This is a genomic window from Umezawaea sp. Da 62-37 (assembly GCF_032460545.1).
Taxonomy (GTDB): domain Bacteria; phylum Actinomycetota; class Actinomycetes; order Mycobacteriales; family Pseudonocardiaceae; genus Umezawaea.
The window spans coordinates 4,703,166-4,730,108 of record NZ_CP135965.1; the positions used below are offsets into that span (position 1 = coordinate 4,703,166).

At 71.1% G+C, this 26,943-nt stretch carries 30 protein-coding genes; 15 read left to right on the forward strand and 15 right to left on the reverse strand.

What is annotated here, in order from left to right:
- The first annotated feature begins 9 nt into the window (after positions 1-9).
- On the forward strand, positions 10-825 hold the full coding sequence (locus RM788_RS21085) for a purine-nucleoside phosphorylase (protein WP_315933430.1): 816 nt from the start codon (positions 10-12) through the stop codon (positions 823-825).
- A complete protein-coding gene (locus RM788_RS21090; RefSeq protein ID WP_315933431.1) occupies positions 822-2,444 on the forward strand; it encodes a phospho-sugar mutase in 1,623 nt (540 codons plus the stop codon). Before RM788_RS21085 ends, RM788_RS21090 begins: the two co-directional genes overlap by 4 nt.
- Here the strand turns inward: RM788_RS21090 and RM788_RS21095 are convergent.
- On the reverse strand, positions 2,437-2,766 hold the full coding sequence (locus tag RM788_RS21095) for a hypothetical protein (protein ID WP_315933432.1): 330 nt from the start codon (positions 2,764-2,766) through the stop codon (positions 2,437-2,439). The genes RM788_RS21090 and RM788_RS21095 overlap by 8 nt on opposite strands.
- A 51-nt stretch (positions 2,767-2,817) precedes the next feature.
- On the opposite strand from RM788_RS21095, the gene RM788_RS21100 reads away from it, so the two are divergent.
- Positions 2,818-3,273: a flavodoxin family protein gene (locus RM788_RS21100; RefSeq protein ID WP_315933433.1), complete on the forward strand. Its 456-nt coding sequence runs from the start codon at positions 2,818-2,820 to the stop codon at positions 3,271-3,273.
- Between the two features lie 730 nt (positions 3,274-4,003).
- Entirely contained in the window at positions 4,004-4,375 is a 372-nt protein-coding gene (locus RM788_RS21105; RefSeq protein ID WP_315933434.1) for a hypothetical protein, read from the forward strand.
- Between the two features lie 55 nt (positions 4,376-4,430).
- Here the strand turns inward: RM788_RS21105 and RM788_RS21110 are convergent, their stop codons facing one another.
- The 6 genes from RM788_RS21110 to RM788_RS21135 form a co-directional block, all read right to left on the reverse strand.
- Entirely contained in the window at positions 4,431-5,612 is a 1,182-nt protein-coding gene (locus tag RM788_RS21110; RefSeq protein WP_315933435.1) for an SGNH/GDSL hydrolase family protein, read from the reverse strand.
- The gene (locus RM788_RS21115; RefSeq protein WP_315933436.1) at positions 5,609-6,595 is read right to left on the reverse strand and encodes an aldo/keto reductase; all 987 of its coding nucleotides are present in this window, start codon (positions 6,593-6,595) and stop codon (positions 5,609-5,611) included. The genes RM788_RS21110 and RM788_RS21115 overlap by 4 nt, the downstream gene beginning before the upstream one ends.
- Before the next feature lie 17 nt (positions 6,596-6,612).
- Complete coding sequence (locus tag RM788_RS21120; RefSeq protein WP_315933437.1) at positions 6,613-7,578, reverse strand: aldo/keto reductase; 966 nt, start codon at positions 7,576-7,578, stop codon at positions 6,613-6,615.
- A gap of 130 nt (positions 7,579-7,708) precedes the next feature.
- Positions 7,709-8,098, reverse strand: a complete 390-nt coding sequence (locus RM788_RS21125; RefSeq protein WP_315933438.1) for a MerR family transcriptional regulator — start codon at positions 8,096-8,098, stop codon at positions 7,709-7,711.
- A gap of 46 nt (positions 8,099-8,144) precedes the next feature.
- Positions 8,145-8,528: a type II toxin-antitoxin system death-on-curing family toxin gene (locus RM788_RS21130; protein WP_315933439.1), complete on the reverse strand. Its 384-nt coding sequence runs from the start codon at positions 8,526-8,528 to the stop codon at positions 8,145-8,147.
- Positions 8,529-8,568: 40 nt separating this feature from the next.
- Entirely contained in the window at positions 8,569-8,775 is a 207-nt protein-coding gene (locus RM788_RS21135; protein WP_315933440.1) for a YlcI/YnfO family protein, read from the reverse strand.
- Positions 8,776-8,892: 117 nt separating this feature from the next.
- Here RM788_RS21135 and RM788_RS21140 point away from each other — a divergent pair, with 117 nt between their 5' ends.
- Positions 8,893-9,489: a TetR/AcrR family transcriptional regulator gene (locus tag RM788_RS21140; protein ID WP_315933441.1), complete on the forward strand. Its 597-nt coding sequence runs from the start codon at positions 8,893-8,895 to the stop codon at positions 9,487-9,489.
- A 63-nt stretch (positions 9,490-9,552) separates the two neighbouring features.
- On the opposite strand, the gene RM788_RS21145 is transcribed toward RM788_RS21140, so the two are convergent.
- Both RM788_RS21145 and upp read right to left on the reverse strand, forming a co-directional pair.
- The gene (locus RM788_RS21145; protein WP_315933442.1) at positions 9,553-10,851 is read right to left on the reverse strand and encodes a glycoside hydrolase family 18 protein; all 1,299 of its coding nucleotides are present in this window, start codon (positions 10,849-10,851) and stop codon (positions 9,553-9,555) included.
- Positions 10,852-10,968: 117 nt separating this feature from the next.
- A complete protein-coding gene (gene upp / locus RM788_RS21150) occupies positions 10,969-11,592 on the reverse strand; it encodes a uracil phosphoribosyltransferase (protein WP_315933443.1) in 624 nt (207 codons plus the stop codon).
- Positions 11,593-11,759: 167 nt separating this feature from the next.
- Between upp and RM788_RS21155 the strand changes: the two genes are divergently transcribed.
- The 4 genes from RM788_RS21155 (at position 11,760) to RM788_RS21170 (ending at position 15,854) form a co-directional block, all read left to right on the forward strand.
- Complete coding sequence (locus RM788_RS21155; protein WP_315933444.1) at positions 11,760-12,401, forward strand: DUF1707 SHOCT-like domain-containing protein; 642 nt, start codon at positions 11,760-11,762, stop codon at positions 12,399-12,401.
- 150 nt (positions 12,402-12,551) lie between these two features.
- Positions 12,552-13,526 (forward strand): deoxyribose-phosphate aldolase, encoded by a 975-nt coding sequence (deoC, locus tag RM788_RS21160; RefSeq protein WP_315933445.1) that lies wholly within the window; start codon positions 12,552-12,554, stop codon positions 13,524-13,526.
- A gap of 5 nt (positions 13,527-13,531) precedes the next feature.
- Entirely contained in the window at positions 13,532-14,968 is a 1,437-nt protein-coding gene (locus tag RM788_RS21165; RefSeq protein WP_315933446.1) for an aldehyde dehydrogenase family protein, read from the forward strand.
- Entirely contained in the window at positions 14,961-15,854 is an 894-nt protein-coding gene (locus tag RM788_RS21170; protein ID WP_315933447.1) for an aldehyde dehydrogenase family protein, read from the forward strand. The genes RM788_RS21165 and RM788_RS21170 overlap by 8 nt, the downstream gene beginning before the upstream one ends.
- Positions 15,855-15,964: 110 nt before the next feature.
- Here the strand turns inward: RM788_RS21170 and RM788_RS21175 are convergent, their stop codons facing one another.
- The 3 genes from RM788_RS21175 to RM788_RS21185 form a co-directional block, all read right to left on the reverse strand.
- Positions 15,965-16,552: a Fic/DOC family protein gene (locus tag RM788_RS21175; protein WP_315933448.1), complete on the reverse strand. Its 588-nt coding sequence runs from the start codon at positions 16,550-16,552 to the stop codon at positions 15,965-15,967.
- On the reverse strand, positions 16,549-17,139 hold the full coding sequence (locus RM788_RS21180; protein ID WP_315933449.1) for a type II toxin-antitoxin system antitoxin SocA domain-containing protein: 591 nt from the start codon (positions 17,137-17,139) through the stop codon (positions 16,549-16,551). The genes RM788_RS21175 and RM788_RS21180 overlap by 4 nt, the downstream gene beginning before the upstream one ends.
- A gap of 64 nt (positions 17,140-17,203) precedes the next feature.
- Complete coding sequence (locus RM788_RS21185; protein WP_315933450.1) at positions 17,204-17,770, reverse strand: SMI1/KNR4 family protein; 567 nt, start codon at positions 17,768-17,770, stop codon at positions 17,204-17,206.
- 179 nt (positions 17,771-17,949) lie between these two features.
- Between RM788_RS21185 and RM788_RS21190 the strand changes: the two genes are divergently transcribed.
- Positions 17,950-18,276: a hypothetical protein gene (locus RM788_RS21190; RefSeq protein WP_315933451.1), complete on the forward strand. Its 327-nt coding sequence runs from the start codon at positions 17,950-17,952 to the stop codon at positions 18,274-18,276.
- A 17-nt stretch (positions 18,277-18,293) separates the two neighbouring features.
- The gene (locus tag RM788_RS21195) at positions 18,294-19,499 is read left to right on the forward strand and encodes a C40 family peptidase (RefSeq protein ID WP_315933452.1); all 1,206 of its coding nucleotides are present in this window, start codon (positions 18,294-18,296) and stop codon (positions 19,497-19,499) included.
- Here the strand turns inward: RM788_RS21195 and RM788_RS21200 are convergent, their stop codons facing one another.
- A complete protein-coding gene (locus RM788_RS21200; protein ID WP_315933453.1) occupies positions 19,500-19,829 on the reverse strand; it encodes a YnfA family protein in 330 nt (109 codons plus the stop codon). It lies immediately after the preceding gene.
- A 55-nt stretch (positions 19,830-19,884) separates the two neighbouring features.
- On the opposite strand from RM788_RS21200, the gene RM788_RS21205 reads away from it, so the two are divergent.
- From RM788_RS21205 to RM788_RS21215, 3 genes are all read left to right on the forward strand, one after another.
- Entirely contained in the window at positions 19,885-20,235 is a 351-nt protein-coding gene (locus RM788_RS21205) for a hypothetical protein (RefSeq protein WP_315933454.1), read from the forward strand.
- 88 nt (positions 20,236-20,323) lie between these two features.
- Entirely contained in the window at positions 20,324-20,911 is a 588-nt protein-coding gene (locus tag RM788_RS21210; RefSeq protein WP_315934699.1) for a YbaB/EbfC family nucleoid-associated protein, read from the forward strand.
- Positions 20,912-20,967: 56 nt separating this feature from the next.
- Complete coding sequence (locus tag RM788_RS21215; RefSeq protein WP_315933455.1) at positions 20,968-22,179, forward strand: SatS C-terminal domain-containing protein; 1,212 nt, start codon at positions 20,968-20,970, stop codon at positions 22,177-22,179.
- A gap of 55 nt (positions 22,180-22,234) precedes the next feature.
- Here RM788_RS21215 and RM788_RS21220 read toward each other — a convergent pair whose 3' ends face one another.
- Positions 22,235-23,320: an adenosine deaminase gene (locus RM788_RS21220; protein ID WP_315933456.1), complete on the reverse strand. Its 1,086-nt coding sequence runs from the start codon at positions 23,318-23,320 to the stop codon at positions 22,235-22,237.
- Positions 23,321-23,734: 414 nt separating this feature from the next.
- On the opposite strand from RM788_RS21220, the gene RM788_RS21225 reads away from it, so the two are divergent.
- Complete coding sequence (locus RM788_RS21225; RefSeq protein ID WP_399345056.1) at positions 23,735-24,961, forward strand: hypothetical protein; 1,227 nt, start codon at positions 23,735-23,737, stop codon at positions 24,959-24,961.
- 213 nt (positions 24,962-25,174) lie between these two features.
- Here RM788_RS21225 and RM788_RS21230 read toward each other — a convergent pair whose 3' ends face one another.
- Positions 25,175-26,935: a tetratricopeptide repeat protein gene (locus RM788_RS21230; protein WP_315933458.1), complete on the reverse strand. Its 1,761-nt coding sequence runs from the start codon at positions 26,933-26,935 to the stop codon at positions 25,175-25,177.
- Positions 26,936-26,943: the final 8 nt, after the last annotated feature.

Below are 26,943 nucleotides of genomic sequence, written 5' to 3' on the forward strand. Positions count from 1 at the left end.
GCTCACGCGGTGACCGGGACAAACGACGAGAAGAACGCTCTGGGGACGTTGGCCGCCGAGGCCGCCGAGGAGCTGGCGAACCGCACCGGAGTGGCCAAGCACGACGTCGCCGTCGTGCTCGGATCCGGCTGGCGGCCCGCCGCCGACCTGATCGGCGAGCCCACCGCGGAGGTGCCGTTCGGCGAGCTGCCGGGCTTCGACGCGCCGACCGCCGTCGGCCACGGCGGCACGATCCGCTCGGTGCCGGTGGGCGACAAGAACGTGCTGGTCATGCTCGGCCGCACGCACGGGTACGAGGGCAAGGGCGTCGAGAAGGTCGTGCACGGCGTGCGCACCATCGCCGCCGCGGGCGCCCGCACCGTCGTGCTGACCAACGCCGCGGGCGGCCTGCGCCAGGGCATGGCCGTCGGCCAGCCCGTGCTGATCAGCGACCACCTGAACCTGACCGCGTCGTCACCGCTGGTGGGCGCCCGGTTCGTGGACCTGACCGACCTGTACTCGTCCCGGCTGCGGGCCATCGCCGCGGAGATCGACCCCTCGCTGGAGGAGGGCGTCTACGCGGGCCTGCCGGGCCCGCACTTCGAGACGCCCGCGGAGATCAGGATGCTGCGCACGATGGGCGCCGACCTGGTCGGCATGTCGACCGTGCTGGAGGCCATCGCGGCCCGCGCGGAGGGCGTGGAGGTGTTCGGGCTGTCGCTGGTGACGAACCTGGCGGCCGGCATCACCGGCGAGCCGCTCAACCACCTCGAGGTGCTGGAGGCCGGCGCCGCCGCCGCTTCCCGCATGGGCGCGCTGCTCCGGGAACTGGTGACGAGGGCATGAGCCTGAACCCGGCCCTGCGCGACGCCGCGTTCCGCTGGATCGCCGACGACCCCGACCCCGCCGCGCGCGCCGAGTTGCAGGGCGTCCTCGCGCGGGCGATGGGTGGCGCGCCCGGCGCGCTGGAGGAGCTGGCCGACCGCATGGCCGGGCCGCTCGCGTTCGGCACGGCGGGTCTGCGCGGCCCGGTCAGGGCGGGTCCCAACGGGATGAACCGCGCCGTCGTCATCCGCACCACCGCCGGTCTGGCGGAGTGGCTGCGGGCGAACGGCCACACCGGCACCGTGTTCGTCGGCCGCGACGCGCGGCACGGCTCGGAGGACTTCTGCCAGGCCGCCGCGGGTGTGCTGGCCGCCGCAGGCTTCTCCGTGCGCGTGCTGCCCCGGCCGCTGCCCACGCCGGTGCTGGCCTTCCTGGTGCGCAAGCACAACGCGGTCGCGGGGGTGCAGATCACCGCGTCGCACAACCCGCCCGCGGACAACGGCTACAAGCTGTACCTGGCGGGCGGCGGGCAGATCGTGCCGCCCGCGGACCGCGAGATCGAGGCCGCCGTGGCACGGGTGCCCGCGGCGATCTCGGTGGAGACGTCGGCGGACTGGCTGCCGGTCACCGACGCCGAGGTGGACGAGTACCTGGAACGCGTGTCGTCGCTGCCCAAGGGCACCGCCCGCGACCTGCGCGTGGTGCTGACGCCGATGCACGGCGTCGGCGGCCAGACGGCCGTGGAAGCGTTGCGGCGCGCGGGTTTCAGCGACGTGCGCGTGGTGCGGTCGCAGGCCGTGCCGGACCCGGACTTCCCGACGGTGGCGTTCCCGAACCCCGAGGAGCCCGGCGCGGCGGACGAGCTGCTCGCGCTGGCTGCCCAGGAGGACGCGGACCTCGCGATCGCCCTCGACCCGGACGCGGACCGGTGCGCGCTCGGCGTGCGGGGGCCCGACGGCACGTGGCGGATGCTGCGCGGCGACGAGACCGGCGTGCTGCTCGGCTCGCTCGTGCTGTCCACAGTGGACCGCTCGGCGCACCCGGATCCGTTGGTGGCGACCACGATCGTGTCGTCGTCATTGCTCGGCGAAATCGCCAAGGCGCAAGGCGCCCGGTACGCGGAGACGTTGACCGGCTTCAAGTGGTTGGTGCGCGCGGGCGAGGGCCTGGTCTACGCCTACGAGGAGGCACTCGGGCACTGCGTCGACCCGGACGCCGTGACGGACAAGGACGGCATCTCCGCCGCCGTCGTCGCCTGCGACCTCGCCGCGACCCTGAAGGCCTCCGGCCGGACCCTGCTCGACGCGCTCGACCAGCTGTCGGTCGAGCACGGCGTGCACCTCACCGACCAGGTGTCGCTCAGGTTCACCGACCTGAGCCGCATCGGCGCCCTGATGGCACGGCTGCGGCAGGACCCGCCGGACGGCTTCGCCCACGAGGACCTGCTGCCCGAGGCGGACGTGCTGCGGCTGACCAAGGACGGCGTGCGCGTCGTCGTGCGGCCCTCCGGCACCGAGCCCAAGCTCAAGGCGTACCTCGAGGTGGTCGAGCCGGTCGCGGACGAGTTGGCACCCGCCCGCGACCGGGCCGCGGCACGTCTCGCGGAACTCAGGACACAGGTGGAGACCCTGCTCAGTTGAGCGCGATGACCAGGCAGAGGATCGCGACCGCCAGCGAGACGCCCGCCACCACGTAGGGGCGTCTCGTGGGCGGGGTCACCGGCTGACGGCGTTCCTCGGTCACCGCGGCGACCGCGATGCGCCCGGAGATGTAGCTCACCGTGCAGAGGAAGACACCCGCGGCCAGGATCATCGTGTTCGCGTCCCACGGGCTGTGGTCGAACGTGGGCCACACGCCCACGAACACCAGCGGCAACCCGATCAGGCCGAGGCTGACCGACAGACCGCCACCCCAGGTGATGCGCTTGCTCCGACTGCTGGACCTCATGATTGAAGTGTCCATGACCCCCTCCTGTGTGTGCCTACTAGGACGCGCGCGAGCCACACTGGTTCCATGCCCCGCCTCCTGATCATCCACCACACCCCGTCACCCGCCCTGCACGAGATGTTCTCGGCGGTGGTGTCCGGGGCTGGTGCGCCGGAGGTCGAGGGGGTGGAGGTGGTGCGGCGGGCGGCGTTGGAGGCGACGGCGTCGGACGTGCTCGGGGCGGACGGGTACGTGCTGGGGACGCCGGCGAACATCGGGTACATGTCGGGGGCGCTGAAGCACTTCTTCGACACCGTTTACTACCCGTGCCTGGATTCCACTCGGGGGAGGCCGTACGGGGTTTACGTGCACGGGAACCTGGGGGTGGAGGGGGCTGTGCGGAGTGTGAAGGAGATCGCCGGGGGGATGTCGTGGAAGTTGGCGGCGCCGGTGGTGGAGGTGACCGGGGCGCCGGACCGGGGGGCGTTGGAGGGGTGTTGGGAGTTGGGGGCGGTGTTGGCGGCGAGTGTGGCTGTGGGGTAGGCGTGCCGTTTGACCGCGAAGGTGGGCTGAGCTGTTGAAGAGCACGGAAGCGAGCGTGCCTGCATTTGTTCGCGAGACCGGGCTGACCGCCCGAGCGCTAGAAGAGCGAGCGTGCCGCATCTTGTTCGGCCGATGTTACTTGGGGTTTTCGGCCCTGCACTTTCGGCGGCGGGCAGGAGCTTCACCACCTGCCCTTTTAGACCGCCGAGGGCCGAAGAAGGGGGCCCAAGTCACATCGGCCGAACCCGGAGAACGGCGGGCATCGATGGCCGGTTTGGGGGATCGGGCTGGTGATACCTGGGGCAGGACGCGGAACCCGGCCCCCGTGCGCGCAATTGTCTCAATGCACTGCCCTTGTTTGTCAAGACGGGAAAGATGTCTTGACAAACAAGGGCAGTGCAGGAGGGCGCTGTGTATCGGGGGCAGGGGTAGATCTGGCTCCGCCAGCATCAGGCTGCGCCTGACCAGGCATCGGCTTTGCCGATAGGGCACCTCGCTGCGCGTCGGTAAGGCGGCGGGCGCTCCGCGCCGGATGCGGGTGGCCGGCTGCGCCGATGGGGCATCCTCGCTCCGCGTCGGACAAGGGCCGTGTTGGCGTCGCCGTTGGTTGGGCTGGTTGTGCCATCTTGGTGGCATGGGGGATTTGAGGGGATGCGGTACTGCGGTAGCGGCTGTCCTGGTGTTCGTCGCGGGCTGCGGCACGGCAGCCGACGCCGCGGACCAACTGGAAGTGGAAATGGTCCCGGGCAAGGGTGTTCTCGAAAGTGACGGGAAGTGGCGGCTGCACGGCGGGGTGTTCACGTTCGTCACGACTGTGGGCGGGCCCGCCTCGAAGACCTCCGAGCCCCTCGTACTCCGACTGTCCATGCCCATGGACGCGGTGGACATCGCTTCGATCACCGGTGACCAGTGGCAGTGCGACGAGGTCGAGGACGGGTTGGCCTGTCGCAACGCCAATGTCGTCGAAGCCGGTGGGACGTGGCCAGCGTTGACCGTGGGGGTTCGGCAGAACGGGTACGCGCAGGACACGTTCGACGTGGTGGTGAGCGGAGCTGGTGAGGGTTCGGCGGGTGTGCCGGTGTTCCTGGACAGCAGTGTGTGATTCGGCAGCCATCGACCTCCCGTGGGCGCCCCGTACCGGGACGCCCACGGGTCGGTCAGAGCTTGCCGAGGTTCACGGCGTTGGCCATGGCCTGGTAGCCGGCGTCGTTGGGGTGCAGGTGGTCGCCGCTGTCGTACTCCGCTCGCATCCGCAGCGGGTCGGCCGGGTCGCGCATGGCGGTGTCGAAGTCGATCACGGCGTCGAAAGCGCCGCTTGTGCGGATGAAGTCGTTCAGGGCCTGGCGGGTCGCTTCCAGTGTCGGGTCGTAGACCTGCCAGCCCTTGAACGGCAGCACGGTGGCGCCGAGCACCCTGATGTCGTGGGTGTGGGCCTGTGCGATGAATTGGCGGTAGGCCGCGATGATCGGGGCCGGGTCGGTCTGGTGGGGGTTCTGCTGGATGTCGTTGACGCCCTCCAGCAGGATGACCGAGCGGACGCCGGTCTCGGCCAGGACGTCGTGGTCGAACCCGGCGAGCGCGTTGACGCCCGCGCCGCCGCCGTCGAGGAGCAGGCGGTTGCCGGAGATGCCGGAGTTGACGACGCCCAGTCGGCCGCCGAGGCGGTCGGCCAGCAGATCGGGCCAGCGCCTGTTGGCGCCGGAGGTGGCGCCCGCGCCGTCGGTGATCGAGTCGCCGAACGCGACGACGGTGCCGGTGGCGCCCGAGCCCCGGACGTCCACGCCGGTGACGTAGTGCCAGGCGGCGGTCTGCTCGTTGTAGCTGGCGCCGGAGGTTTCCAGTGCGAAGTCGCCGTTGCGGGTGAAGAACGACGTCTGGGTCGCGAGGCCGTGGTAGGTGACGGGGCCGGACGGGGCGGGGGTGTAGGTGGTGACGAGCAGGTCGCCGTCGCGGGGGACGCGGAGGGAGACCTGGTCGCTGAGCACGTCGGCGCCTGCCGGGATGGTGATCGCGGGGCTGCCGCCGAAGGTCAGTTCGCGCATGGAACCGGCCACCGCCTCCGGGGTTCCGGACTTCGCCTGGACGGCGACCGACACGTGGCCCATGAGGACCGGCTGCGGGCTGAAGCGGTTGGACAGCCGGACGCGGACGGCGGACCCGCCGACGCTGGTGTGCACGATGTTGCGGATCGAGTAGTCGACGTACCCGCCACCGACACCGGCGGCGGCCGCGCCGCCCCAGGTGCCGACCCAGCCGTCCGGCGTGGTGGGCGGGCGCGCGCCCGACGTGCCGCCGGACAGCAGGAGCACCGCCGCGAGACCTGCCGCGAGGCGCCTCACCGGTCGATCGTCTTCATGCTGCCCTCCGAGTACCGCTCACCGGCCACCGCGTCGGCGGGGACGGCGGCCTCGATGACCGCCAGCTGCTCGGCGGTCAGCTCCAGCGACGCCGCGGCGACGTTCTCCTCCAGGTACTTCCGCCGCTTGGTGCCGGGGATCGGCACCACGTCGTCGCCCCGGTGCTGCACCCACGCCAGCGCGATCTGGCCCGGCGTCACGTCGTGCTGCGCGGCGACGGCCCGCAGCGACTCGATGATCGCCTGGTTGCGCTCCAGGTTCTCGCCGGTGAACCGCGGCTGGGCGATGCGGCGGAAGTCGGTGGGCGCGAGGTCGTCGGTGGACTTGATGCTGCCGGTCAGGAATCCGCGACCGAGCGGCGAGTACGCGACGATCCCGATCCCCAGCTCACGGGCCGTGGGCACGATCTCGGCCTCGATCTCGCGGGACCACAGCGACCACTCGAACTGCACGGCCGTGATCGGGTGCACGGCGTGCGCGCGGCGGATGTTGTCCGCGCTGGCCTCGGACAGGCCGAGGTGGCGGACCTTGCCCGCTTCGACCAGTTCGGCCATGGCGCCGACGGTCTCCTCGATCGGCACGGTCCGGTCGACGCGGTGCTGGTAGTAGAGGTCGACGTGGTCGACGCCGAGCCGCTTGAGCGAGTCCTCGGCGGCCGACCGGACGTAGTCGGCGTCGCCGCGGATGCGGGCGTGCCCGTCGGCGTCGCGCTCGGCGATGCCGAACTTGGTGGCCAGCACGACCTGGTCGCGGCGGTCGGCGATCGCCCGGCCGACCAGCTCCTCGTTGGTGTGCGGCCCGTAGGCGTCGGACGTGTCGAGCATCGTGACGCCGAGTTCGAGCGCCCGGTGGATCGTGGCGATCGACTCGGAGTCGTCGCGGTCGTCGCCGTAGAAGGCGCTCATCCCCATGCAGCCGAGGCCCTGGGAGCCGACTTCGAGCGGGCCGAGAAAGCGGTTGGTCATCGGTGTCACCCTCGGTGTCAGTTTTCGGACAGGCGGAGGAACGCGGCGGCGTAGCGGTCGCCCGTCGCCGCGGGCAGAGCGGCGTCGATGGCGGCGAGGTCGTCGGCGGACAGCTCCAGCGCGGCCGCGGCGACGTTGTCCTGCAAGTACTTCCGGCGTTTGGTGCCGGGGATCGGCACCACGTGCTCGCCCCGGTGCTGCACCCAGGCCAGCGCGAGCTGGGCCGCCGTCACACCGCGCTCGTCGGCCAGGGCGCGCAGCGCGGCCACGATGGCGAGGTTGCGCTCGAAGTTCTCCTGCTCGAACCGGGGCAGGCCGCGGCGCGCGTCGTCCTCGCCGAGGTCGGCCAGCGAGGTGACGGCCCCGGTCAGGAAGCCGCGCCCGAGCGGGGAGAACGGCACCACGCCGATGCCGAGTTCGAAGCACGTCGGCGCGATCTCCGGCTCCACGTCACGGGTCCACAGCGACCACTCGCTCTGCAGCGCGGTGATCGGGTGCACGGCGTGCGCGCGCCGGATCGTGGCGGCACCGGCCTCGGACAGCCCGAGGTGGCGCACCTTGCCCGCCTCGACGAGTTCGGCCATGGCGCCGACGGTGTCCTCGATCGGCACGGTCGGATCGACGCGGTGCTGGTAGTACAGGTCGACGTGGTCGACCCCCAACCGCTTCAGCGAGGCGTCGCACGACCGCCGCACGTACTCGGCGTCGCCCCTGATCATGCGGTCGGGCTCGCCGGTGAAGCCGAACTTCGTGGCCAGCACGACCTGGTCGCGCCGGTCCGCGATCGCCCGGCCGACCAGTTCCTCGTTCGCGCCGCCGCCGTAGAGGTCGGCGGTGTCGAGCAGCGTGACGCCGAGTTCGAGCGCCCGGTGGATCGTGGCGATCGACTCGACGTCGTCGCCCTTGCCGTAGGACTGGCTCATCCCCATGCAGCCCAACCCTTGCGGGCCTACCTCGAGCGTGCCCAGGAAGCGGGTGGTCATCGGTCTCGTCCCCCATGGTCGATCGGATGTCGAACGGGCGCGGTCCGGTCGTGGCGGGCGGGTGTCGCCACTCCTCCACCATGGCCGCGCGGCGGGCGTGGCGCGAGTCGAGCCGACGGGCTCGTGGCCGTCATACGGTGGCGCCCCTGGCGACCTGCTCGGACGTCATGAGCGTCGTGTAGAGGTCGATCTTGTAGTCGAGCACGTCGAGGCTCGACTGGAGTTCGGCGATGCGCTCGCGCACGGAGGCGCGGTGGTCGAGCAGGATCTGCTGGCGCGCGCCCCTGGTCACGTTGCCGACGTGCTGGAGCTGCGCGTACTCGCGCATCATCTTGATCGGCATCCCGGTGGTGCGGAGCCTGGTGAGGAAGACCAGCCAGTCGAGGTCCGCGTCCGAGTAGGTGCGCCTCCCACCCGAGTCGCGGGCGGGAGGGTCGACCAGGCCGATGCGTTCGTAGTAGCGGAGGGTGTCGATCGACAACCCGCTGTGTTCGGCTGCCTGGGCGATCGAATGAGTCACAGGACGACCGTAGGAGCTGGAGCGCACTCCAGGTCAAGCCCCGTCGTCACGCGGACTTGGGTGCCGCCCACGTCTCGAGCCTGCTGGCCAGGCCGAAGACGTCGATCTCCTCGCGCCCGAGCGCGCGCACGAGGCCGAGGGCGTCGTCCTCGTCGGCGTCCACCCACCAGCCGTTGATGTCGCAGAAGGCGACGACGGCCACCCAGGCCAGCCTCCAGTTGCCCTCGACCAGAGGGCGGGTGCGCACGATCGAGTCCAACAGGGACGCGGCCTTGAGCCACAGGGTGTCGTACGCCTCGACACCTAAAACAGTGGCACGCGGCCTGTGAGCTGCGGAGTCGAGCAGGCCGAGATCGCGCACCACGAGATCGCCACCGGTCACCGCGGTGGCGAGCACCAGCAGGTCACCGGCATCCAGGTAGTTGATCACACTGTCAGTGGACCACAGGGGTACGACAGTTCCGCGCCGATCAGGCGGAACCGAGACGGTCGAGCAGGCCGCGGTACTTGGGGAGCACCCGCTCCAGAACCTCTCCCAGCTGCTCGTCCTTGTGCAGCTGGGCCCAACGCTCTGCCAATGCGAGCCTCACCACGTCCTGCTTGGTCCGGCCCTCGGAGCTCGCCACTTCCGCGAGCCGCCGACTCTCCTCGTCGTTCAGACGCAGGGTCATTGCCATTCCGCCGACGGTACCAATTCGATATCCAAGACACCAGGATTTCTGCTAGACGAAAGGATTTCCGGTGGTCGGAGCTGCGGGATTCGTTTTATAACAATGTTACGGTACGATGTACCGGTGCCTCGACCCAAGACCCACGACGACGCGCTCCGCGTACGGCTGCTGAACCGCGCGGGCGAACTGCTGTCCAGCGAAGGACCAGGGGCGTTGAGCTTGCGCCGGCTGGCGGCCGACGTCAACACCTCGACCACCGCCGTCTACTCGCTCTTCGGCGGGAAGCCCGCACTGCTGGACGCGCTCTACGACGAGGGTTTCCGCCGCTTCGGCCAGCGGCTGGCCACCGTCCCGGAGACCGACGACCCGGTCGAGGACCTGATCCAGATCGCGCTCACCTACCGCGACAGCGCGCTCGAGGACCGCCAGTTCTACGTGGTCATGTTCAGCAAGGTCGTGCCGGACTTCATGCCGACCACCGAGACCTACATCGCCGCCTCCGGCACGTTCGTGCCCGTGGTCAAGACGGTGCAGCGGGCCATCGACAACGGCCAGTTCATCGGCGACGAGGGCCCCGAGGTGATCGGCCTGGCGCTGTGGAGCATCTGCCACGGCCTGGTCGGCCTCGAACTGCACGGCATCCTGCCCCCCGGCCTGGAGATCGCGCCGGTGTTCGAGCGGGCCGTGCGCGCCACCGCCGACGGCTGGCGCAAGCGCTGACGAAAGCGGGGTCCGGGGAGGCGGCCGCCGCGAAACCTCCCCGGACCCCTTCTTCGGACTGCCCTATCCGGACAGTCCGCTCCGCAGCGCGGTGATCAGTTCGCCGTCGGCGGTGTCGCCGTCGAGCGACCAGACCATCGCGCCGCCAAGATCGCGGTCGGAGATGTAGCGGGCCTTGCGCTTGATCTCCACGGCGTCGTCCCACGTCCAGTAGGTCGTGCCGTCGAACAGCCAGGCGTGGCCCGCCTTCGCGTCGCGGTGCACCTCGAACTTCGCCAGCTGCCCCTTGAGGACCTTGTAGTCCTCGAAGCCCGCCTCGTAGGTGCCCGGCGCGGGGCCGGTCGACGTCTGGAACAGGCCGTTGTTCGCGTTGGTCACGCCGGTCCAGCCGCGGCTGTAGAACGGCACGCCCAGCACGACCTTGTCCCGCGGCGCGCCCCTGGTGAGGTAGGCGTCGACGGTGACCTGGGAGCTGAACTTCGACGCCGACGGGTCGCCCTTGGGGGTCTTGATCGACGACTGCTGGTTCGTCACGGCTTCCCACGCGCCGTGGTAGTCGTAGCCCTGCAGGGTCGCGAACGTGAGGTCGCGGAACACCTTGCGGGTCTCGATGCCGCGGTCGAGCTGCACCGGGTCGGCGGGCAGGAACGCGGTCAGGTCGTAGCCCTTGCGCGTCGACCGGCCGAGCTGGTCGAGCTGCTTGCGGTACTCGGCGACCAGCGCGGTGAAGTTCCGCTTGTCCTCCGGGCGCACGACGTTGCCGGCGTTGCCCTCGCTCGACGGCCACTCCCAGTCGAGGTCGATGCCGTTGAACAGGCCCGCGGCCGCGCCGGGCGCGTCGTCCAGGTTGCCCTTGATCCACAGGTCCAGGCAGGACTTCACGCTGGCCGCGCGCGACTCGGGCGTGAGGGCGGCGTTGGAGAAGTACTTGGAGCCGGTCCACCCGCCGAGCGAGATGTTGACCCGCAGGCTCGGGTACTTCGCCTTCAGCTCCTTGAGCTGGTTCAGGTTCCCGGAGAGGGCCTGCCCGGCGACGTCCGCGACGCCGTCGACGCTCTGCTCGGCGGCGAACGGCCGCTGGTAGTCGGCCCACGGGTCGGCGCTGTAGCACTTGCCGGTCTCGTCGAGGAAGCCGAACGCGTAGTTGAGGTGCGTGAGCTTCTTGGCCGTGCCGTTCTTCACGAGGTCGTTCACCAGGAAGTTGCGGTCGTAGCCGCTCCACTGGGTGTAGTACCCCACGGTCCGCTTCACGTCGCCGTGACCATGACCGCTCGTCTCCACGTCGGCGTTGGCCGTGGGCGCGAGCGATGTGGCGAGGGCTCCGACCAGGAGGACGGACAGCCCCCATCTGCTACTCGACATGCTGCTCCTAGCGAGGCGGCGGTTACGACCTGTGGTCCAGACCACGTTAAGACCAAGGTCTAGACCACTTCTACGACCGAACGGCGCAATCCGCACCGCCGCCGCGCCGGGAACGGGTCAAACGGCCCCGTAGAGCCGGTCCCCCGCGTCGCCGAGCCCCGGAACGATGAACCCGGAGTCGTTCAGCCGCTCGTCGATGCTCGCCGTCACCAGCCGCACCGGCAGCCCCGAGTCCTCCAGGAACTTCACGCCCTCCGGCGCCGCCAGCGCGCAGATCGCCGTCACGTCGGTCGCCCCGCGGTCGGTCAGCAGCTTGATCGTGTAGGCCATCGACCCGCCGGTCGCCAGCATCGGGTCGAGCACCATCACCGGCCGCCCCGCCAGGTCCGTCGGGAGCGACTCCATGTACGGCGTCGGCTGGAGGGTCTCCTCGTCGCGCGCCAGGCCCACGAACCCCATCTGCGCGTCCGGGATCAGCTTGTGCGCCTGGTCCGCCATCCCCAGCCCGGCCCGCAGCACCGGCACCAGCAGCGGCGGGTTCGCCAGCCGGTACCCCACCGTCCGCGCCACCGGCGTGTGCACCCGCTCCTCCGCCAACGGCGCGTTCCGCATCGCCTCGTACACGAGCATCACCGTCAGCTCCTGGACCGCGGCCCGGAACGCCGCGTTGTCCGTGCGCGCGTCGCGCATCGTGGTGAGCCGGGCCCTGGCCAGCGGGTGGTCGACAACAAGCACGTCCATGGCGCACACCGTAACCGCCGGGCACCGCACCGCACGACGGGCGCGAGCGGCCTGTCCGAACGATCTCCGACCACGGCGGACCGCGTTCGGATCGGTGTGCCGGCGCGGCGGGCATCGCGCGGGCGAAGTGCGGACAGGGACCGGTGCGGACTCCTAGACTCGGCGGTGTGAGCGACGAGCTGGTCCCCAACGACCCCATCCAGATGCGCGTGTCGGACGCCGACCGCGAACGCGTGGCCCAGGTCCTGCACAAAGCGCACGGCGAGGGCCGGATCGACCTACACGAACTGGACGAGCGGCTGGGCGCCACCTACTCGTCGAAGACCTACGCCGACCTCGTCCCGATCACCGCCGACCTCGGCGTCCCGTCGACGCTGCCCGCCGTCCGGTCGCAGGCGGCCTCGGTCGACCGCGTCGGCGGCGTCCCCGGCTCCAGCGTCTCGTTCGCCTTCTGGTCGGGCTGCGACCGCAAGGGCCACTGGGTGGTCCCGGCCACGCACAGCGCCATCGCGATCATGGGCGGCGTCACGCTCGACCTCACGCAGGCCCGCTTCGCCGAGGCCGTCACGACCATCAACGTGTTCGCGTTCTGGGGCGGCGTCGACATCATCGTCCCCGAGGACGTGACCGTGGAGGTCGGCGGCATCGGGTTCATGGGCGCCTTCGACAACCGCACCGACGTCACCCCCACCGTCCCCGGCGGCCCCGTCGTCCGCATCAACGGCCTCGCGCTGATGGCGGGCGTCGAGGTGAAGCGGCCGAAGCGGAAGAAGATCAAGAACAAGGACCACGACCAGTTGGAGGGCTGACGCCGTTTCCCCGCGGGTGGAACGGGGGCTTGCGCGGCGGCCGCGGTTCGGGGTGCCGAAGTCACCTGCCCGCGCTGTGCCGAAGCTCTCCTGAGCTGCGGAAACCGACTCACTTGGGACGGGCGTGCCATTCCGCTTAGAGTGGGGTCCATGGCTGCCGCTCCGTCAACGCCGCCGTTGGCACCACTGCCTCCGGCCCTCGCCGATGCCGTCCGGGACGACGCTTCGCTGCGCCGGTTCCTGCACGGTCTGCCCGGTGTCGATCAGGTCGGCGTGGAACAGCGGGCGGCCGGTCTCGGCACCCGCAGCATCAAGAAGGCCGCGAAGATGTGGGCCATCGACACCGCCATCTCGATGGTCGACCTGACCACGCTCGAGGGCGCGGACACGGTGGGGAAGGTGCGGTCGCTGGCGGCGAAGGCCCGGCGGCCGGACCCCGACCGGCCTGAAGTGCCGAGGGTGGCGGCGGTGTGCGTCTACCCGGACATGGTGGCGACCGCCAAGGCAGAACTCGTGGGCACCGGCGTGCACGTGGCCAGCGTGGCGACGGCGTTCCCGTCGGGCCGGTCGATCATGACCGTCAAGCTCGCCGACACCCGCCACGCGGTCGAGCAGGGCGCGGACGAGATCGACATGGTGATCGACCGCGGCGCGTTCCTGTCCGGCAACTACGGCGCGGTGTTCGACGAGATCCGCCAGGTGAAGCAGGCGTGCGGCGACGCGCACCTCAAGGTGATCCTGGAGACCGGCGAGCTGGCGACCTACGACAACGTGCGGCGCGCGTCGTGGCTGGCGCTGCTGGCGGGCGGCGACTTCATCAAGACCAGCACCGGCAAGGTGTCGCCCGCGGCGACGCTGCCGGTGACGCACGTGATGCTCCAGGCCGTGCGCGACTGGCGGGACCTGACCGGCGAGCTGCGCGGCGTGAAACCCGCGGGCGGCATCCGGAGCACCAAGGACGCGATCAAGTACCTGGTGGCGGTGCACGAGGTGGCGGGCCCGGAATGGCTGACCGCGGACCTGTTCCGCTTCGGCGCCTCGACCCTGCTCAACGACCTGCTGATGCAGCGGCGGACCCAGTTGGACGGCCACTACAGCGGCCCCGACTACGTGACGGTGGACTGAACAAGATGAGCCAGCTCTGGGAATACGCTCCCGCCCCCGAGTCGCGGGACATCGCGAACCTCAAGCCCTCCTACAAGATGTTCGTGGACGGCAAGTTCGTCGAGGGTTCGGGCGAACCGCTCAAGACGATCAACCCCGGCACCGAAGAAGTCCTCGCCGAGGTCAGCACGGCGTCACCGTCCGATGTGGACACAGCGGTCAAGGCCGCGCGCCGCGCGTACGACCGGGTGTGGGGCCGGATGCCCGGCGCCGAGCGCGCCAAGTACATCTACCGCATCGCGCGGCTGATCCAGGAGCGGTCGCGCGAGCTGGCCGTGCTGGAGAGCCTCGACAACGGCAAGCCGATCAGGGAGTCGCGCGACGTCGACGTCCCGACGGCCGCCGCGCACTTCTTCTACCACGCGGGCTGGGCGGACAAGCTGCCCTACGCGGGGTACGGGCCGGACCCGAAGCCGCTGGGCGTCGCGGGCCAGGTGATCCCGTGGAACTTCCCGCTGCTGATGGCGGCGTGGAAGATCGCGCCCGCGCTGGCGACCGGCAACACGGTGGTGCTCAAGCCCGCCGAGACGACGCCGCTGACCGCGCTGGTGCTGGCCGAGATCATCCAGCAGGCAGACCTGCCGCCCGGCGTGGTGAACATCCTGCCCGGCGCAGGCGACATCGGCGCCGCGCTGGTCGAGCACGCCGACGTGAACAAGATCGCGTTCACCGGCAGCACCGAGGTCGGCAAGCTCATCCAGCGGCAGCTCGCGGGCACCGGCAAGAAGCTCACCCTCGAACTGGGCGGCAAGGCGGCGAACATCGTGTTCGACGACGCGCCGATCGACCAGGCCGTCGAGGGCATCGTCAACGGCATCTTCTTCAACCAGGGCCACGTCTGCTGCGCCGGTTCGCGCCTGCTGCTCCAGGAGTCGATCGCCGAGGAGTTCCTGGAGAAGCTGCGGGCGCGGGTGTCGACGCTGCGCGTGGGCGACCCGCTGGACAAGAACACCGACGTCGGCGCGATCAACTCGCGCGAGCAGCTCACGAGGATCCAGGAGCTGGCCGCCGTGGGCGAGGCCGAGGGCGCTCAGCGCTGGACCAGCGCGTGCCCGTTGCCGGACAAGGGTTTCTACTTCGCGCCCACGGTGTTCTCCGGGGTGTCGCAGGCGATGCGGATCGCCCGCGAGGAGATCTTCGGCCCGGTGCTGTCGGTGCTGACGTTCCGCACGCCGGACGAGGCCGTGGCGAAGGCGAACAACACGCCTTACGGGCTGTCCGCGGGCATCTGGACCGACAAGGGCTCCCGCATCCTGTGGGCGGCGCAGAAGATGCGCGCCGGCGTGGTGTGGGCCAACACTTTCAACCGCTTCGACCCCACCGCCCCGTTCGGCGGCTACCAGGAGTCGGGTTTCGGTCGCGAAGGCGGCCGCGCCGGGCTGGAGGCGTACCTCGATGTCTGAGAACCGGATCTCCCTCGGCAAGACCGAGAGCCGCATCCCCGTGGCCAAGACGTACAAGCTCTACATCGGGGGCAAGTTCCCGCGGTCGGAGTCGGCTCGCAGCTACCCCGTGACGGACTCCAAGGGCGCGTTCCTGGCGAACGCCGCCCAGGGGTCGCGCAAGGACGCTCGTGACGCGGTTTCTGCTGCCCGCAAGGCTTTCGCGGGGTGGGCCGACGCCACGGCGTACAACCGCGGGCAGGTGCTGTACCGGGTGGCCGAGGTGTTGGAGGGCCGGCGGGAGCAGTTCGCCGCGGAGGTGTCGGCGGCTGAAGGCGTGGGGGTGAAGAAGGCCCAAGCCCTGGTGGACACGGCGATCGACCGGTGGGTCTGGTACGCGGGGTGGACGGACAAGATCGCGGCCGTGCTGGGCAGTTCGAATCCCGTGGCGGGGCCGTACTTCTCGTTTTCGACGCCGGAGCCGACTGGTGTCGTGGGTGTGCTGGCGCCGCAGCAGTCGTCGTTGCTGGGGTTGATCAGCGTGGTGGCGCCGGTGATCGCTTCGGGGAACACGGCTGTGGTGGTGACGAGCCAGGACCGGCCGCTGCCCGCGATCACGTTGTCGGAGGTGCTGGCGACGTCGGATCTGCCGGGTGGGGTGGTGAACCTGCTGACCGGGAGGACGGCGGAGATCGCGCCCTGGTTGGCGTCTCACGGGGATGTGAACGCACTGGACCTCACCGGCGCCCCCGACACCATCCGCGCCGACCTGGAACGGGCCGCCGCGGGCACCGTCAAGCGCGTCCTGCGCGTCCGCACCGGCGAGGACTTCACCCGCGAACCGGACATCAGCCGCCTGCGCGCGTACCTGGAGACCAAGACGGTGTGGCACCCGATGGGTGTATGACGTGCCGGCCGGCACCGTGCACGCGGTGCCGGCCACCAGATCGTCGAAAACTGTCGTACCCCACCCGTGGGGTGTGCCTCGGGGGGTCTTCACGACCGGGGGACCTGTGCTCAGCCCTGCGCGTCCAGGACCAGCGCAGCCGCGAAGAGCTTGCGCAACGGGTCGGTGGAGCCGCTCATGCTGACCCGGCAGGCCTCGTTGTACTCGGCCGGGTCGAGCCGGGCGAAGTCGATCCGATGGCCTGCGGCCAACGCCAACTGCCGGAAGAACGCCCGCTGCGCCCGCCCGTTCCCCTCGCGGAACGGGTGCAGCGCGTTCACCTCGGCGTAGAAGTGCGTGAACCGGTCGAGAAAGGGCTTGATATCCAGGGTGGACAGGAACTTCTCCTCGCGCAGCGAGGCGAACACCTGTGCGCCGTAGGACTCGATGTGGGCCCAGTGTGCGAACGTCGCGGTTCTGGTGAGGTCGGCGCGGCGGATCTCGCCTGCCCAGGGGTACACGTCGCCGAAGAGGTGGCGGTGCAAGGCGCGCAGGTGGGTGAGGTCGTAGCGGCCGGGGAGGGTGGTGGTTTTGAGTTGGGTGTCGCGCAGGAACGTCACTTCGGACTCGATCTGCCGCAACACCGCCGCGTCGGTGACACCGAGCTTGTTGATCAGCACGTTCGAGCCGGGATCGATGTAGGGATCCTCGGCGGTCACGATCGGAGCAGTGCCTCGATCCGCAGTGCGACGGCCTCGTCCGCGCCGACTTCGCCGCGCACGACAGCGCGGGCGGCTGTCATGGCGGCCTCGGACACCTGGAGGCCTTCGATCCTGGCGGATGCCCGCGCTTCGGCGACCGCTGTCTCGGGGTCGCTGGTGAGGCCGTGGAAGTAGCGCCGCATCGTCTCGTGCGGGATGGGGGTGTTGCCGGGCTCGGTGTCGGGAAGGGTGCCGCGGGCCGAGCGCCAGGGTTCTTCGTCGTGGGCCATCTCGCTGAGTTCGTGCCTGGTGAAGCCGCCGTAGCGCTCGACGACCGAGCGGACGACCGCGTGCTCGGTCTCGGCCAGGCCCGCGGGGTCGCCCTCCTGCCAGGAGTGCACCTGGTTGCGGCCCGCGTGGCGCCGGTAGACCTCCGGCACGACGGGGCCGTGGCGCCAAGCCTCGATCGGCGCGTCGAACAGGGCCGTGCCGTGGTCCGCGAGGTGCCAGGCCTGGCTGTAGTAGAGGAGCTTCTGCAGCTTCATCGGCGAGGAGGGGCCGGTGGCGGCCAGCACCGCGGCGGCCACGTCGTGGACGTCGGCCATGCCACCCCTCCCAACACGCGCTGAGCTGCGGTTCCAGCTACCACCATGCTACCGGAACACGGGGTCAGGCGGTGCGCCAGTCCAGCCTGCCGTCGTGCGTGACCAGGGGTTCGCAGTGCCCGAGCCTGCTGCGCTGCTCCAACGCCGTCGCCACCTGGTCGAGCATCTCGGTGACCGAGGTCCACTCCGGTTTCACCATCTCGTGGCACTCGCGGTCCCACTCGACGACGCACCCCGACAGCACACCGGGACGGAGGTCGACGGCCAGTGCGTCGCCGCAGCCGTCGAACGCGATCGGCAACCACATCGGGTGGAACCCGGTGGTGGGCATGCCCGCCTCGGAGTCGAGTTCGGGCGGCCAGAAGCCGCGTTTGAGCCGCCACGAGCGCAGCGAGTCGCTCGGCCCGATCGGCGTGTAGAACGGCGGGAGCACCTCGGCGAACGCCAGGTTCGCCGTTCCGCCGCACACCGACCACCACGTCCGGAGTTCCTCCGGGGGCACGAGTCCGGTTTCCTTCGAAAGCGCCAGCACCGCGGCCGGGTCCTCGGCAGTGCGCAACTCGGATCCGGTCACCGGGGCGTGCTCTCCGAGCCAGTCCACTATTCGTTTCCAGTGCACGAGAACACCCACTCGCCCATGATCGAGTGGCGCCGCCGGGCATGGTACCGCTCATCGGGGCACGATCGGGACGAACCTGCTGGTCCAAAGCCCACACCCGACGGCGGCAGATGGTGCACGATTTCCCCGGCGGGTCGGGGAACGCCCGCGGGGGCGCGGCAGTCCAACAGGTGGGAGAAGGGGGTACCTCGGTGGTGGAGCAGAGCTTCGGGGTCGACACGGACGCGCTCGCGTCGTTCGGCGGCACGGCGGAGGGGTTGGCGGCCGAGGTCGGCGAAGTGGGAACGTCGACGCTCGCCGGTGTCGACTCGCTGCCCGCGGACGCCTTCGGCGCGCTCGGCGCCGAGGTGGGCCTGACGGCGGCGTTCCAGCAGGCCGCGAAGGCGCAGTTGGACGGTGTCGCGGCCGCGTCGACCGGGTTGTCGGGCTTCGCGAAGGCGGTCTCGGACGCGGGCGGCGCGTACACCGAGCAGCAGGCGCAGGCCAAGGAAGACATCAACCGCAGCTACCAGGTCTGAGTCGGGGGAACGGTTTCGTGGTCGACGTCGCGGGTTTCATCTCTTCGCTGGTCCAACCGATGCGCGACCACCTCGCCAAGCTCGACGGCGACACCGGTGGCGCGACGCGGGCGGCCGACGCGTTCACCAGGGCGGGCACGGCGCTGACCGACGTCGACGGCAGGCACACCGGGGCGGCCAACGCGGTGCTGGGCACCTGGTACGGCGACAAGGCCGCCACGTTCCAGTCGCGGGTCGCCACGCTGTCCGGGGGTCTGCAGCTGATGGCGCGCAACAGCGCGACCGCGCAGACCGCGACCACGAGCGCCGTCACGGCCGTCACGACCGGCCGCACGGCGATCCAGGGCCTCATCGACGAGTTCATCGGCTGGGCGACGCCCCGGCTGGCCGCTGCCGTCGGCGCGGGGGTGTTCGGCGGGCCGGGGGCCTCGCTCGCGGTGGCCGCGATGGTCTCCGGGAAGGCGCACGAGTACGAGGGCAAGTCGGCGGCCGAGTTGCAGAAGGTGCGCGACCAGCTGACCGCGGCCGTGGCGCAGCTCAACGGCCTCGAACAGCCCGACCTCGGCGCGTTGCAGGCGCTCGGCGACCCCATCGGCATCGAGAAGAACGGCGACGGCACGACTTCCACGTCCAGCACGACCACCGACCAGGGCAGCGCCCCTGCCGCTCCGCCGTCCACCGGCACCGGGTCGGGCGGCGGCAGCACCGGTGGCGGAGGCACGGGCGGTGGCGGCGGCGGCACCGGAGGGGGCGGTGGAGGCGGTGGAGGCGGTGGCGGTGGAGCCGTCGGGCCGCACCTGCCGGTGGCCATCCCGCCCCAGCCCGGTTCGGGCGTCGGCGTGAACCTGCCGGACGGCAGCAGTGCCGAGGCGCCCAACGAGCAGGCGGCGCAGGCCGTTCGCAACGCGCTGTCCGCGCTCGGCACGCCGTACGTGTGGGGCGGTGCGAACCCGCCGCAGGGCACGGACTGCAGCGGTCTGACGCAGTGGGCCTACGCGGGCGCCGGGTTCGACCTGCCGCGCCCGGCGTCGTCGCAGGCGATGGGCGCCTCCGTCCCGCCGGACCAACTGCTGCCCGGCGACCTCGTGGTGTGGAGCGGGCACGTGGCGATGGTGATCGGCAACGGCCAGATCGTCGAGGCGGGCGACCCGGTGCAGGTCGGCAACCTGCGCACCACCAACAGCGGCATGGCGTTCATGGGCTTCTACCGGCCGACCGGCTGATCAGCGCGGCGCGTACATGATCAGCGCGACGCCGACGAGGCAGACCAGGGCGCCGGCCACGTCCCACCGGTCCGGCCGGTACCCGTCGACCAGCGCGCCCCAGGCCAGCGACCCGGCGACGAACACCCCGCCGTACGCGGCCAGGATCCGGCCGAAGTCGGCGTCCGGCTGGAGCGTGGCGACGAACCCGTACAGCCCGAGCGCGATCACCCCGGCGCCGATCCACAGCCAGCCGCGGTGCTCGCGGACGCCCTGCCAGACCAGCCAGGCGCCGCCGATCTCGGCGACGGCGGCGAGCACGAACAGCAGGACCGAACGCAGCACCACCACGCGACCAACGTAACGGCTCGGATTCCGGCAGACTGATCGGGAAGGGGGTGGGCACGTGAGCGATCCGGACGACCAGGTCGGCGCGGAGATCGAGCGCGCGAACCGGTGGGTGGCCGACACCGAGCGGCGCGTCGCCGACCACTTCGCCCGCGGCGGCCCCGTGCTCGGCCGCGCGTCCTCCCCGGACCGCGCCGTCACCGTGGTCACCCCGCCCGGCGCCCCGCCGACCGAGATCAGGATCAGCCCCGCCGCCCTGCGGATGGGCCCGGACGCGCTCGCCGCCGAGATCGTCCGCGTCGCCGCCCGCGCCACCCGCGACGCGAGCACCCGCCTGCACCACTCGCTGCACCGCGTCGTCGACCCCGGCACCACCTCCGGCCTCACCGAACTCGGCTTCACCCCATGACCCCGCGAGTCGAACCCCCGGGCACCCCGTGTCGAACCTCCGGACACCCCGAACTCCTCACTCCGGTCGGAGGCCGTCGGTGAACGAGATGGACCAGGCCGAGCAGCGCAGGCAGGCGAGCGAGCGGCTGGCCGAGGTGCTGGCGCGCTCCACCGGCACGGCCGAGCACCCCAGCGGCCTGGCGGTCGTGACGGCCACCGCCACCGGGGACCTGGTCGGGCTGCGCCTGCACCCCGCCGCCCTCTCGCACGGCCCGGACGCGGTGGGCCGCCTCGTGGTCGACACGGCGCGGCTGGCCACCGACGCGGCCGTGCAGCGCGGGTACAACGAGCTGGCGAAGTCGTTGGGGGACAGCATGGCCATCGCCATCGAGGGCTTCGCCGGGCCGCCGCCGTTCCGCGCCGCGGCCGACGCCGCCGCCCGCCCCCCGCAGCCTCAGGCGCCCATGCCGCAGCACCCGCAGCAGTCCGTCCTCCAGCCCGTGGACCGACCGCCGCACGGCGCCACGATCCAGGCGCCGCCCGAACCGGAGCCCGCGCGGCCGCCCGCCGCTCGGCCATTCGCACCAACGCCGCCACCGGCCGCGCAGCCCGCCCGCAGGCTCCGCCCACCGGTGGACGACGATGAGGACGCCTACTTCGCGGATCCGTTCGGCACCGGCGGTTCCCGACGTTGATCCACCCCGTAGTCTTCGACGCGCATCCGCACGGCATCGCGTGACCTGGAGGTCTGATGGCGCAGGACATCGTCCCTATCGAACTGGGGCTGACCCAGGGGGACCTGGTCACGCTGTGGGCGCCGCGGTGGCGTGAAGAGGGTGAGGAGTGGGAGGCCTTCCTCGGGCACGAGGAGGACCTGTACGCGTTCCCCGACGCCGCTCACCTCGCCGCCTTCGTCCGCAAGGTCGAGGAGCACGACCTCGCCGACCACCCCGCGTGGGCTTCCGTGCCCGCGCTGTCGGTCGGCGACCTCTCCCCCGACGAGAACCACCAGTTCGACCTGGTCGGCGTGCCCGAGCTGGTCGCCGACGACCCCGACACCTGGGTGATCGGCGAGCTCGCCGACGTCGTCGCGATCGTGCGCTCGCTCGCCGACGTGTGCGATCTGGAGAAGGTGCACGAGGTGCTGGACTCGGCGGCGGGCTTCGCGCTGCTGCCGCAGGGCACGCTGCCGTTCAGCGGCCGCGAGGGCACCGCGCTGTGGACCGAGCTGTCCGAGGTCATCGCCGAGAAGTGGGATGACGTGCTGGACGCCATCGACTCCGTCGTGAAGACGCCGGACGTCGACGAGAACGTGCTCGCGGGCGCCCAGAAGGAGCTCGCCATCCTCCAGGAGGCGCAGGCCGCCGCGGAGGCCGAGGACGACGACGCGGACGAGGACGACGACGCCGAGCCCACCGGCTTCTGGGCCGAGGTCGGCATCGACCCGATCAAGGTCATCACCGGCCAGGGCGAGTACTACACGCTGCGCTGCTACCTCGACGACCAGCCGGTCTTCCTGGGGCGCAAGGGCCGGATCGACGCCTTCACCTCGCCGCGCGCGCTGTCCCGCTTCCTCGTCGAGGCCGAGGACAACGACCTCGCCGAGGTGTCGACGTTCGCCGAGATCGTGGTCAAGGCGACCGGCGGCGACCTGGAGGTCGACGTCGACCCGGACAACGTCTACGTCCTGACCGGTCTGGACGAGGACATCGCCGACGGCCCCGACTCCGTCGACCCGACCCAGCTCGACTTGGCGGTGGAGCTGTTCGAGGACGCCGCCGAGTGGGCCCACGACGACAGCGTGAAGCTCGCGCTGAACAAGTCGGAAAGCCTGGGCTGGCTGGTCTCCTACGTGCTCAAGCCCGACCCCACCCGCCTCGCCCCGAGCGCCCCGTTCGAGGCCGAGGTCACGTCGTGGCGCGCGCTGTCCGCCGCGTTCGAGGACCGGCTGAACATCCACTAGGTCCACGTGGAAAGGGCCCCCGCCACGTCGGCGGGGGCCCTTTCGCGTTGACGGACTAGGCCTTCAGCGCCGCGTAACCCGGCACGATGACGTCGTCGATGATCGCGTTCCGCTCAGCGAACGGGATGAAGGCGGACTTCATCGCGTTCACCGCGAACGTCTCCAGGTCGTCCCACCCGTACCCGAACGCCTCCACCAGCGCGGCGTTCTCCCCGGTGGCCGTGCACTGGCTCATCAACCGGTTGTCCGTGTTGACCGTGACCCGCAGCCCGGCCTTGTACAGCCTGTCGAACGGGTGCTCGGCGATCGTCTTCGCGATGCCCGTGTGCAGGTTCGACGTGGGCGCGACCTCCAGCGCGATCCGCCGGTCGCGCACGTAGGCCGCCACCCGCCCCAGCTCGGCGTTCTCGCCGTCGAACTTGATGTCCTCGACGATCCGCACACCGTGTCCGAGCCGCTCGGCGCCGCAGACCTGCACGGCCTCCCACACCGACTCGACGCCCGCGGCCTCGCCTGCGTGGATCGTGAAGTGCGCGTTCTCCTTGCGCAGGTACTCGAACGCGTCCAGCCCGCGGGCGGGCTCGAACCCGGCCTCGGGCCCCGCGATGTCGAACCCGACCACACCGGCGTCGCGGTACTTCACCGCCAGCTCCGCGTACGGCAGCCAGCCGTCGTTCTGCCGCATCGCGCACAGCAGCGTCCCGACCCTGATCTGCTGCCCGGCCGCGGCGGCGTTGCGCTCACCCTGGCGGAACCCCTCCTGGATCGCCTCGACGATCTGCTCCAGGCCGAGCCCGCGCTCGGTGAACAGCTCGGGGGCGTAGCGGATCTCGGCGTAGACCACGCCGTCGGCGGCCAGGTCCTCGGCCGCCTCCGCGGCCACGCGCACCAGCGCGGCCTCGTCCTGCATGACGCCGCAGGTGTGCGCGAAGCCCTCGAGGTAGCGGACCAGGGATCCCGAGTCGGCGTTCTCGCGGAACCAGTCGCCGAGCTGCGCGGCGTCGGTGGTGGGCAGTCCGGGGTGGCCGGACGCCTCGGCGAGTTCGATCACCGTCTGGGGGCGGAGGCCGCCGTCGAGGTGGTCGTGCAGCAGCACCTTCGGCGCGCTGCGGATGGCCTCCGGGGAAGGGGAAGTCGACATGGCGAACACGTTATACCTGGCGACACGCCGTGTGACCGGCCGTTCAAACGATCTTGACTCCGTTATGATCGAGTCTCGCGTTACCAAGTTCCGGGGAAACAACCCGGTCGTGTGGCCACAAGACGTTGCGCACTCGTGATGCGCTACCGTCCGCGATCGGGATTTGAGCTTTAGTCACTCACACGGGCGCGAAACATGTGCAGCGGTGGTCTAGCCGCGTTCGGCTACCACCGAGTAGCGTCCGTCTCGTTAACTCCAATGGAGCAATCACCCGCTGGAACCGGGCAATCCGCGGCAGGGGGTGGTACTAACTCGACCCCCAACCTGGATAGGCTCCCGGAAGTCTCCCCCTCCCCTGGACGAAGGCATTCAGCCGTGACCGAGAACACCAGCTCCACGATGTCCTTCGACCGGATGCGCAACATGCTCACGCGCGCCGCGGAGATCCGTGAGAGCGAGCAGCAGCAGATCTTCGATGCTCTGGACGAGATCCACGCGCGGATGTCTCCGCTCGAGTCGCTGGGTTCCGTTCGCAAGCGCCTGTCCGAGCTCCCCGACCGGACCGAGGTCAGCGTGCTGGCCGAGCGCCTGGACGAGGCGCTGTCCAAGCTGGAGGCGCAGGACGTCGCCGTCCAGGGCATCAGCAGGGCCGTCGACGGGCTCGTCGACAAGCTCGCCAAGCCGTTCGCGCAGCTCGACGGCCGTCTCGACGGTGTCGCGGGTCGCTTCGAGGGCGTAGCGGGCCGGATGGACGGGCTCGAGGACAAGCTCTCCCACATCCACAAGCGCATCGACGACCTCGACGGGCACCTCGACAAGCAGGACGGCAAGACCGAGCAGCTGCCCGGTCTCGTGACCGGCCCGCTGCGCGAGCGCATCGAGGCCCTCGAGGCTTCCCTGCGCGGCCGCCTCGACGAGGTCGACGAGGGCGTGCACGAGCACCTCGACGGCACCCGTGAGGGCCTGCAGAAGTCGCTCACCGACTCCGCGACCGCGCTCCACGGCCGCCTGGACGAGTCCCGCGACAACCTCAACTCCACCCGCGACGGCTTCCACGCGTCGCTCACGGAGACCAAGGACTCGCTCCACGCGTCGCTCACCGAGACCAAGGACTCCCTCCACACGTCCCTCGCGGACACCAGGAACACGGTCCACGGCAAGCTGGACGAGGCCCGCGAGGCGCTGCACACCGCCCTCGAGGAGACCCGCGACCAGGTCGACGCCACCGACCGCCTCGAAGCGCTCGCGCAGCGCCTCGAGCAGGTCACCTCCCGCCTCGACACCATGACCAACCGCCTCGACGCCGTCGAGGACGACTTCACCGCCCGCCTCGGCGAGCTGTCCGGTGTCGTCGAGCAGGGCCTGGTCAAGGTCGAGGACACGGTCGCGGCCCGCCCCGACGTGGAGTCCCTCACGTCCCTGGTGCGCAAGAGCAACCAGGAGTCCGAGCTCCGCATCGGCGGCCAGCTGGACGAGGCCATGGCCACCTTCGCCGAGCTCATCCTCGGCGGCGGCTCCCCGACCCCGCCCCCGCCCCCCACGGCCCTGCCCCGCCCGCAGCGCCGCACCCGCAAGAACGGCACCAAGCCTCCGGGCAAGGAGCACATGGACGACGACGAGATGGCCGCCGAAGGCGCCTGACCGCCACCCGGAAGGGCCCGACTCCCCAGGGAGCCGGGCCCTTCCGCATTCGCGAGTCGAACGCTCAGACACCCCGTGTCGAACGTCCAGACACCCCGAGTCCCTCGGTCAGGCATCCGGAGGTTCGACCTCGGATGCTCTGCGGGTGTCCGAATGTTCGACACGGGGTGCCTGGGTGTTCGACACGGGGTGTCTGGGGGTTCGACTCGCGGGTTAGGGGTCTAGGGCTTTTTTGGCCCAGGTGGAGATTTTCGGGTGGTCGCAGGTGGCGGCGCGGAGGTAGACCTCGCGGGCGGCGGCGTCGTTGCCCTGGGCGGCGAGTGCCCGGCCAAGGCCGTGGAGTCCGAGGGGGACGGTCGCCGGGTCGTCCACGTCGAGCACCTGCCGGAACGCCGCCTCGGCCTCGTCGAACCGCTCCTCCCGCAGCAGCACCTCGCCGAGTCCGACGCGAGCGCGCGGGCCCCGTTCCACGGGCCGGGTGTCGGCGGCGGTCCGGAACACCTCCCGAGCCTCCTCCACGGCGTCCCGCTCCAGGAGCAGGAAGCCGAGGTTCACCATCGCCAGGTACGCGAACACCGGGTGCCCGGTCTCGATCGCCTGCCGGTAGACCCGCTCGGCACCCGCCGCGTCGTCCTGCCCCGCCAGCACCACACCCAGCGAGAACGCCGCGGCGGCCAACGACCCCGGATCCTCCATCGCCCGCCGGAACCCCTGCCGCGCGAGGTCGGACCGCCCGGCCGCGTAGGCCGCGTCGCCGATCCCGTACGCGTCGGCCGCGCTGGTGATCGCCAGCAGGTCGGCGCCGAGGAAGTCCGGCATCTCCGCCCCAGCCTCGGCCTCGACGACGTAGTCGAGCACCTCCAGCCCACCGCTCACCCTGCGCAGCAGCGCCACCTGCGAGGCGATCGGCGCGCAGGCCCACGCCAACCCGGCCGCGAACAGCTCGGCCGTCGGGTCGACCCCGACGGTGATCCTCTCCAGGTACTTCGGGAACAGGTGCGTCAGCTCCACGGGGCTGACGGCCCGCCGCAGTCCCGCCCGCCGCACGTCCACCGCCGCGCGCACGACGGCCTGCCCGGCAGGGCTGTCCCGCCGCCCGGACCGCAGCTTGCGGACCAGCTCCTCGCCACCCACCAGCACCTCGCCGATGCTGGACCGCTCGACGAGCCCGCTCTCCTCGGGGTAGTCCTCGTGCGCGGCGGCGAGTTCCCCCTCCGACAGCTCGAACGGCAGGTCCACCACGGTCGCCCGCGCCAACGCCACCCGAGCGGCGGCCCCGACGTCCGACCCCGTGCGCATGACCGCCTCGTACCGGGAGGCGGTGATCGTCCCGACCAGCACCGCCCGCTCGGCCCAGAAGTCCAGGACCGACGTCGTCAACTGGTCGAGGTCGGCCGACGAGAGGTCGTCCAGGACCACCACGACGCTGTTCCCCAACGGCAGCGCGGGCTCCAGTCGGGACAGCTCCGCCACCGCCTTGGCGTCCCGCGGCAGCACCAGCTCGGCCTCCGGGTGCGCGTGCCGGACCGCCTCGGCCAGCGTCCGCGACTTCCCGGCCTTCGACTCACCCCGCAGCAGCACGAACTTGCGCGCACCCAACGCGTACCGCAGCGGCCGGTCGGCGGCACGCGGCACGTAGGCGTTCACGTCGTCGGTGTGCCGGGTGCGGGTGGCGCCGAAGTCCACGTCGGCGGCCGACCGCACGAGCGGCGGCGGCCACTGCCGCAGCAGGGGGCCGATGGCGGTGCGCCACTCCCGCTCCGCCTTGGCCTTCTTCTCCGCCCACTCCGCCCGCTTGCCGTACACGGCGGCCAGCACGCCGATCACGACGAGCAGCAGGGCGATCGGGACGGTGCCGACGGGCAGCGGGGCGGCCTTGTCCACGGTCGCGAACACCGCGAGCGCGGCCCCCACCACCAGGACGACGCAGCCGCTCAGGAAGGCCGTGCGGCCACGGCGCAGTTCGGTGCTCATGGGGACCA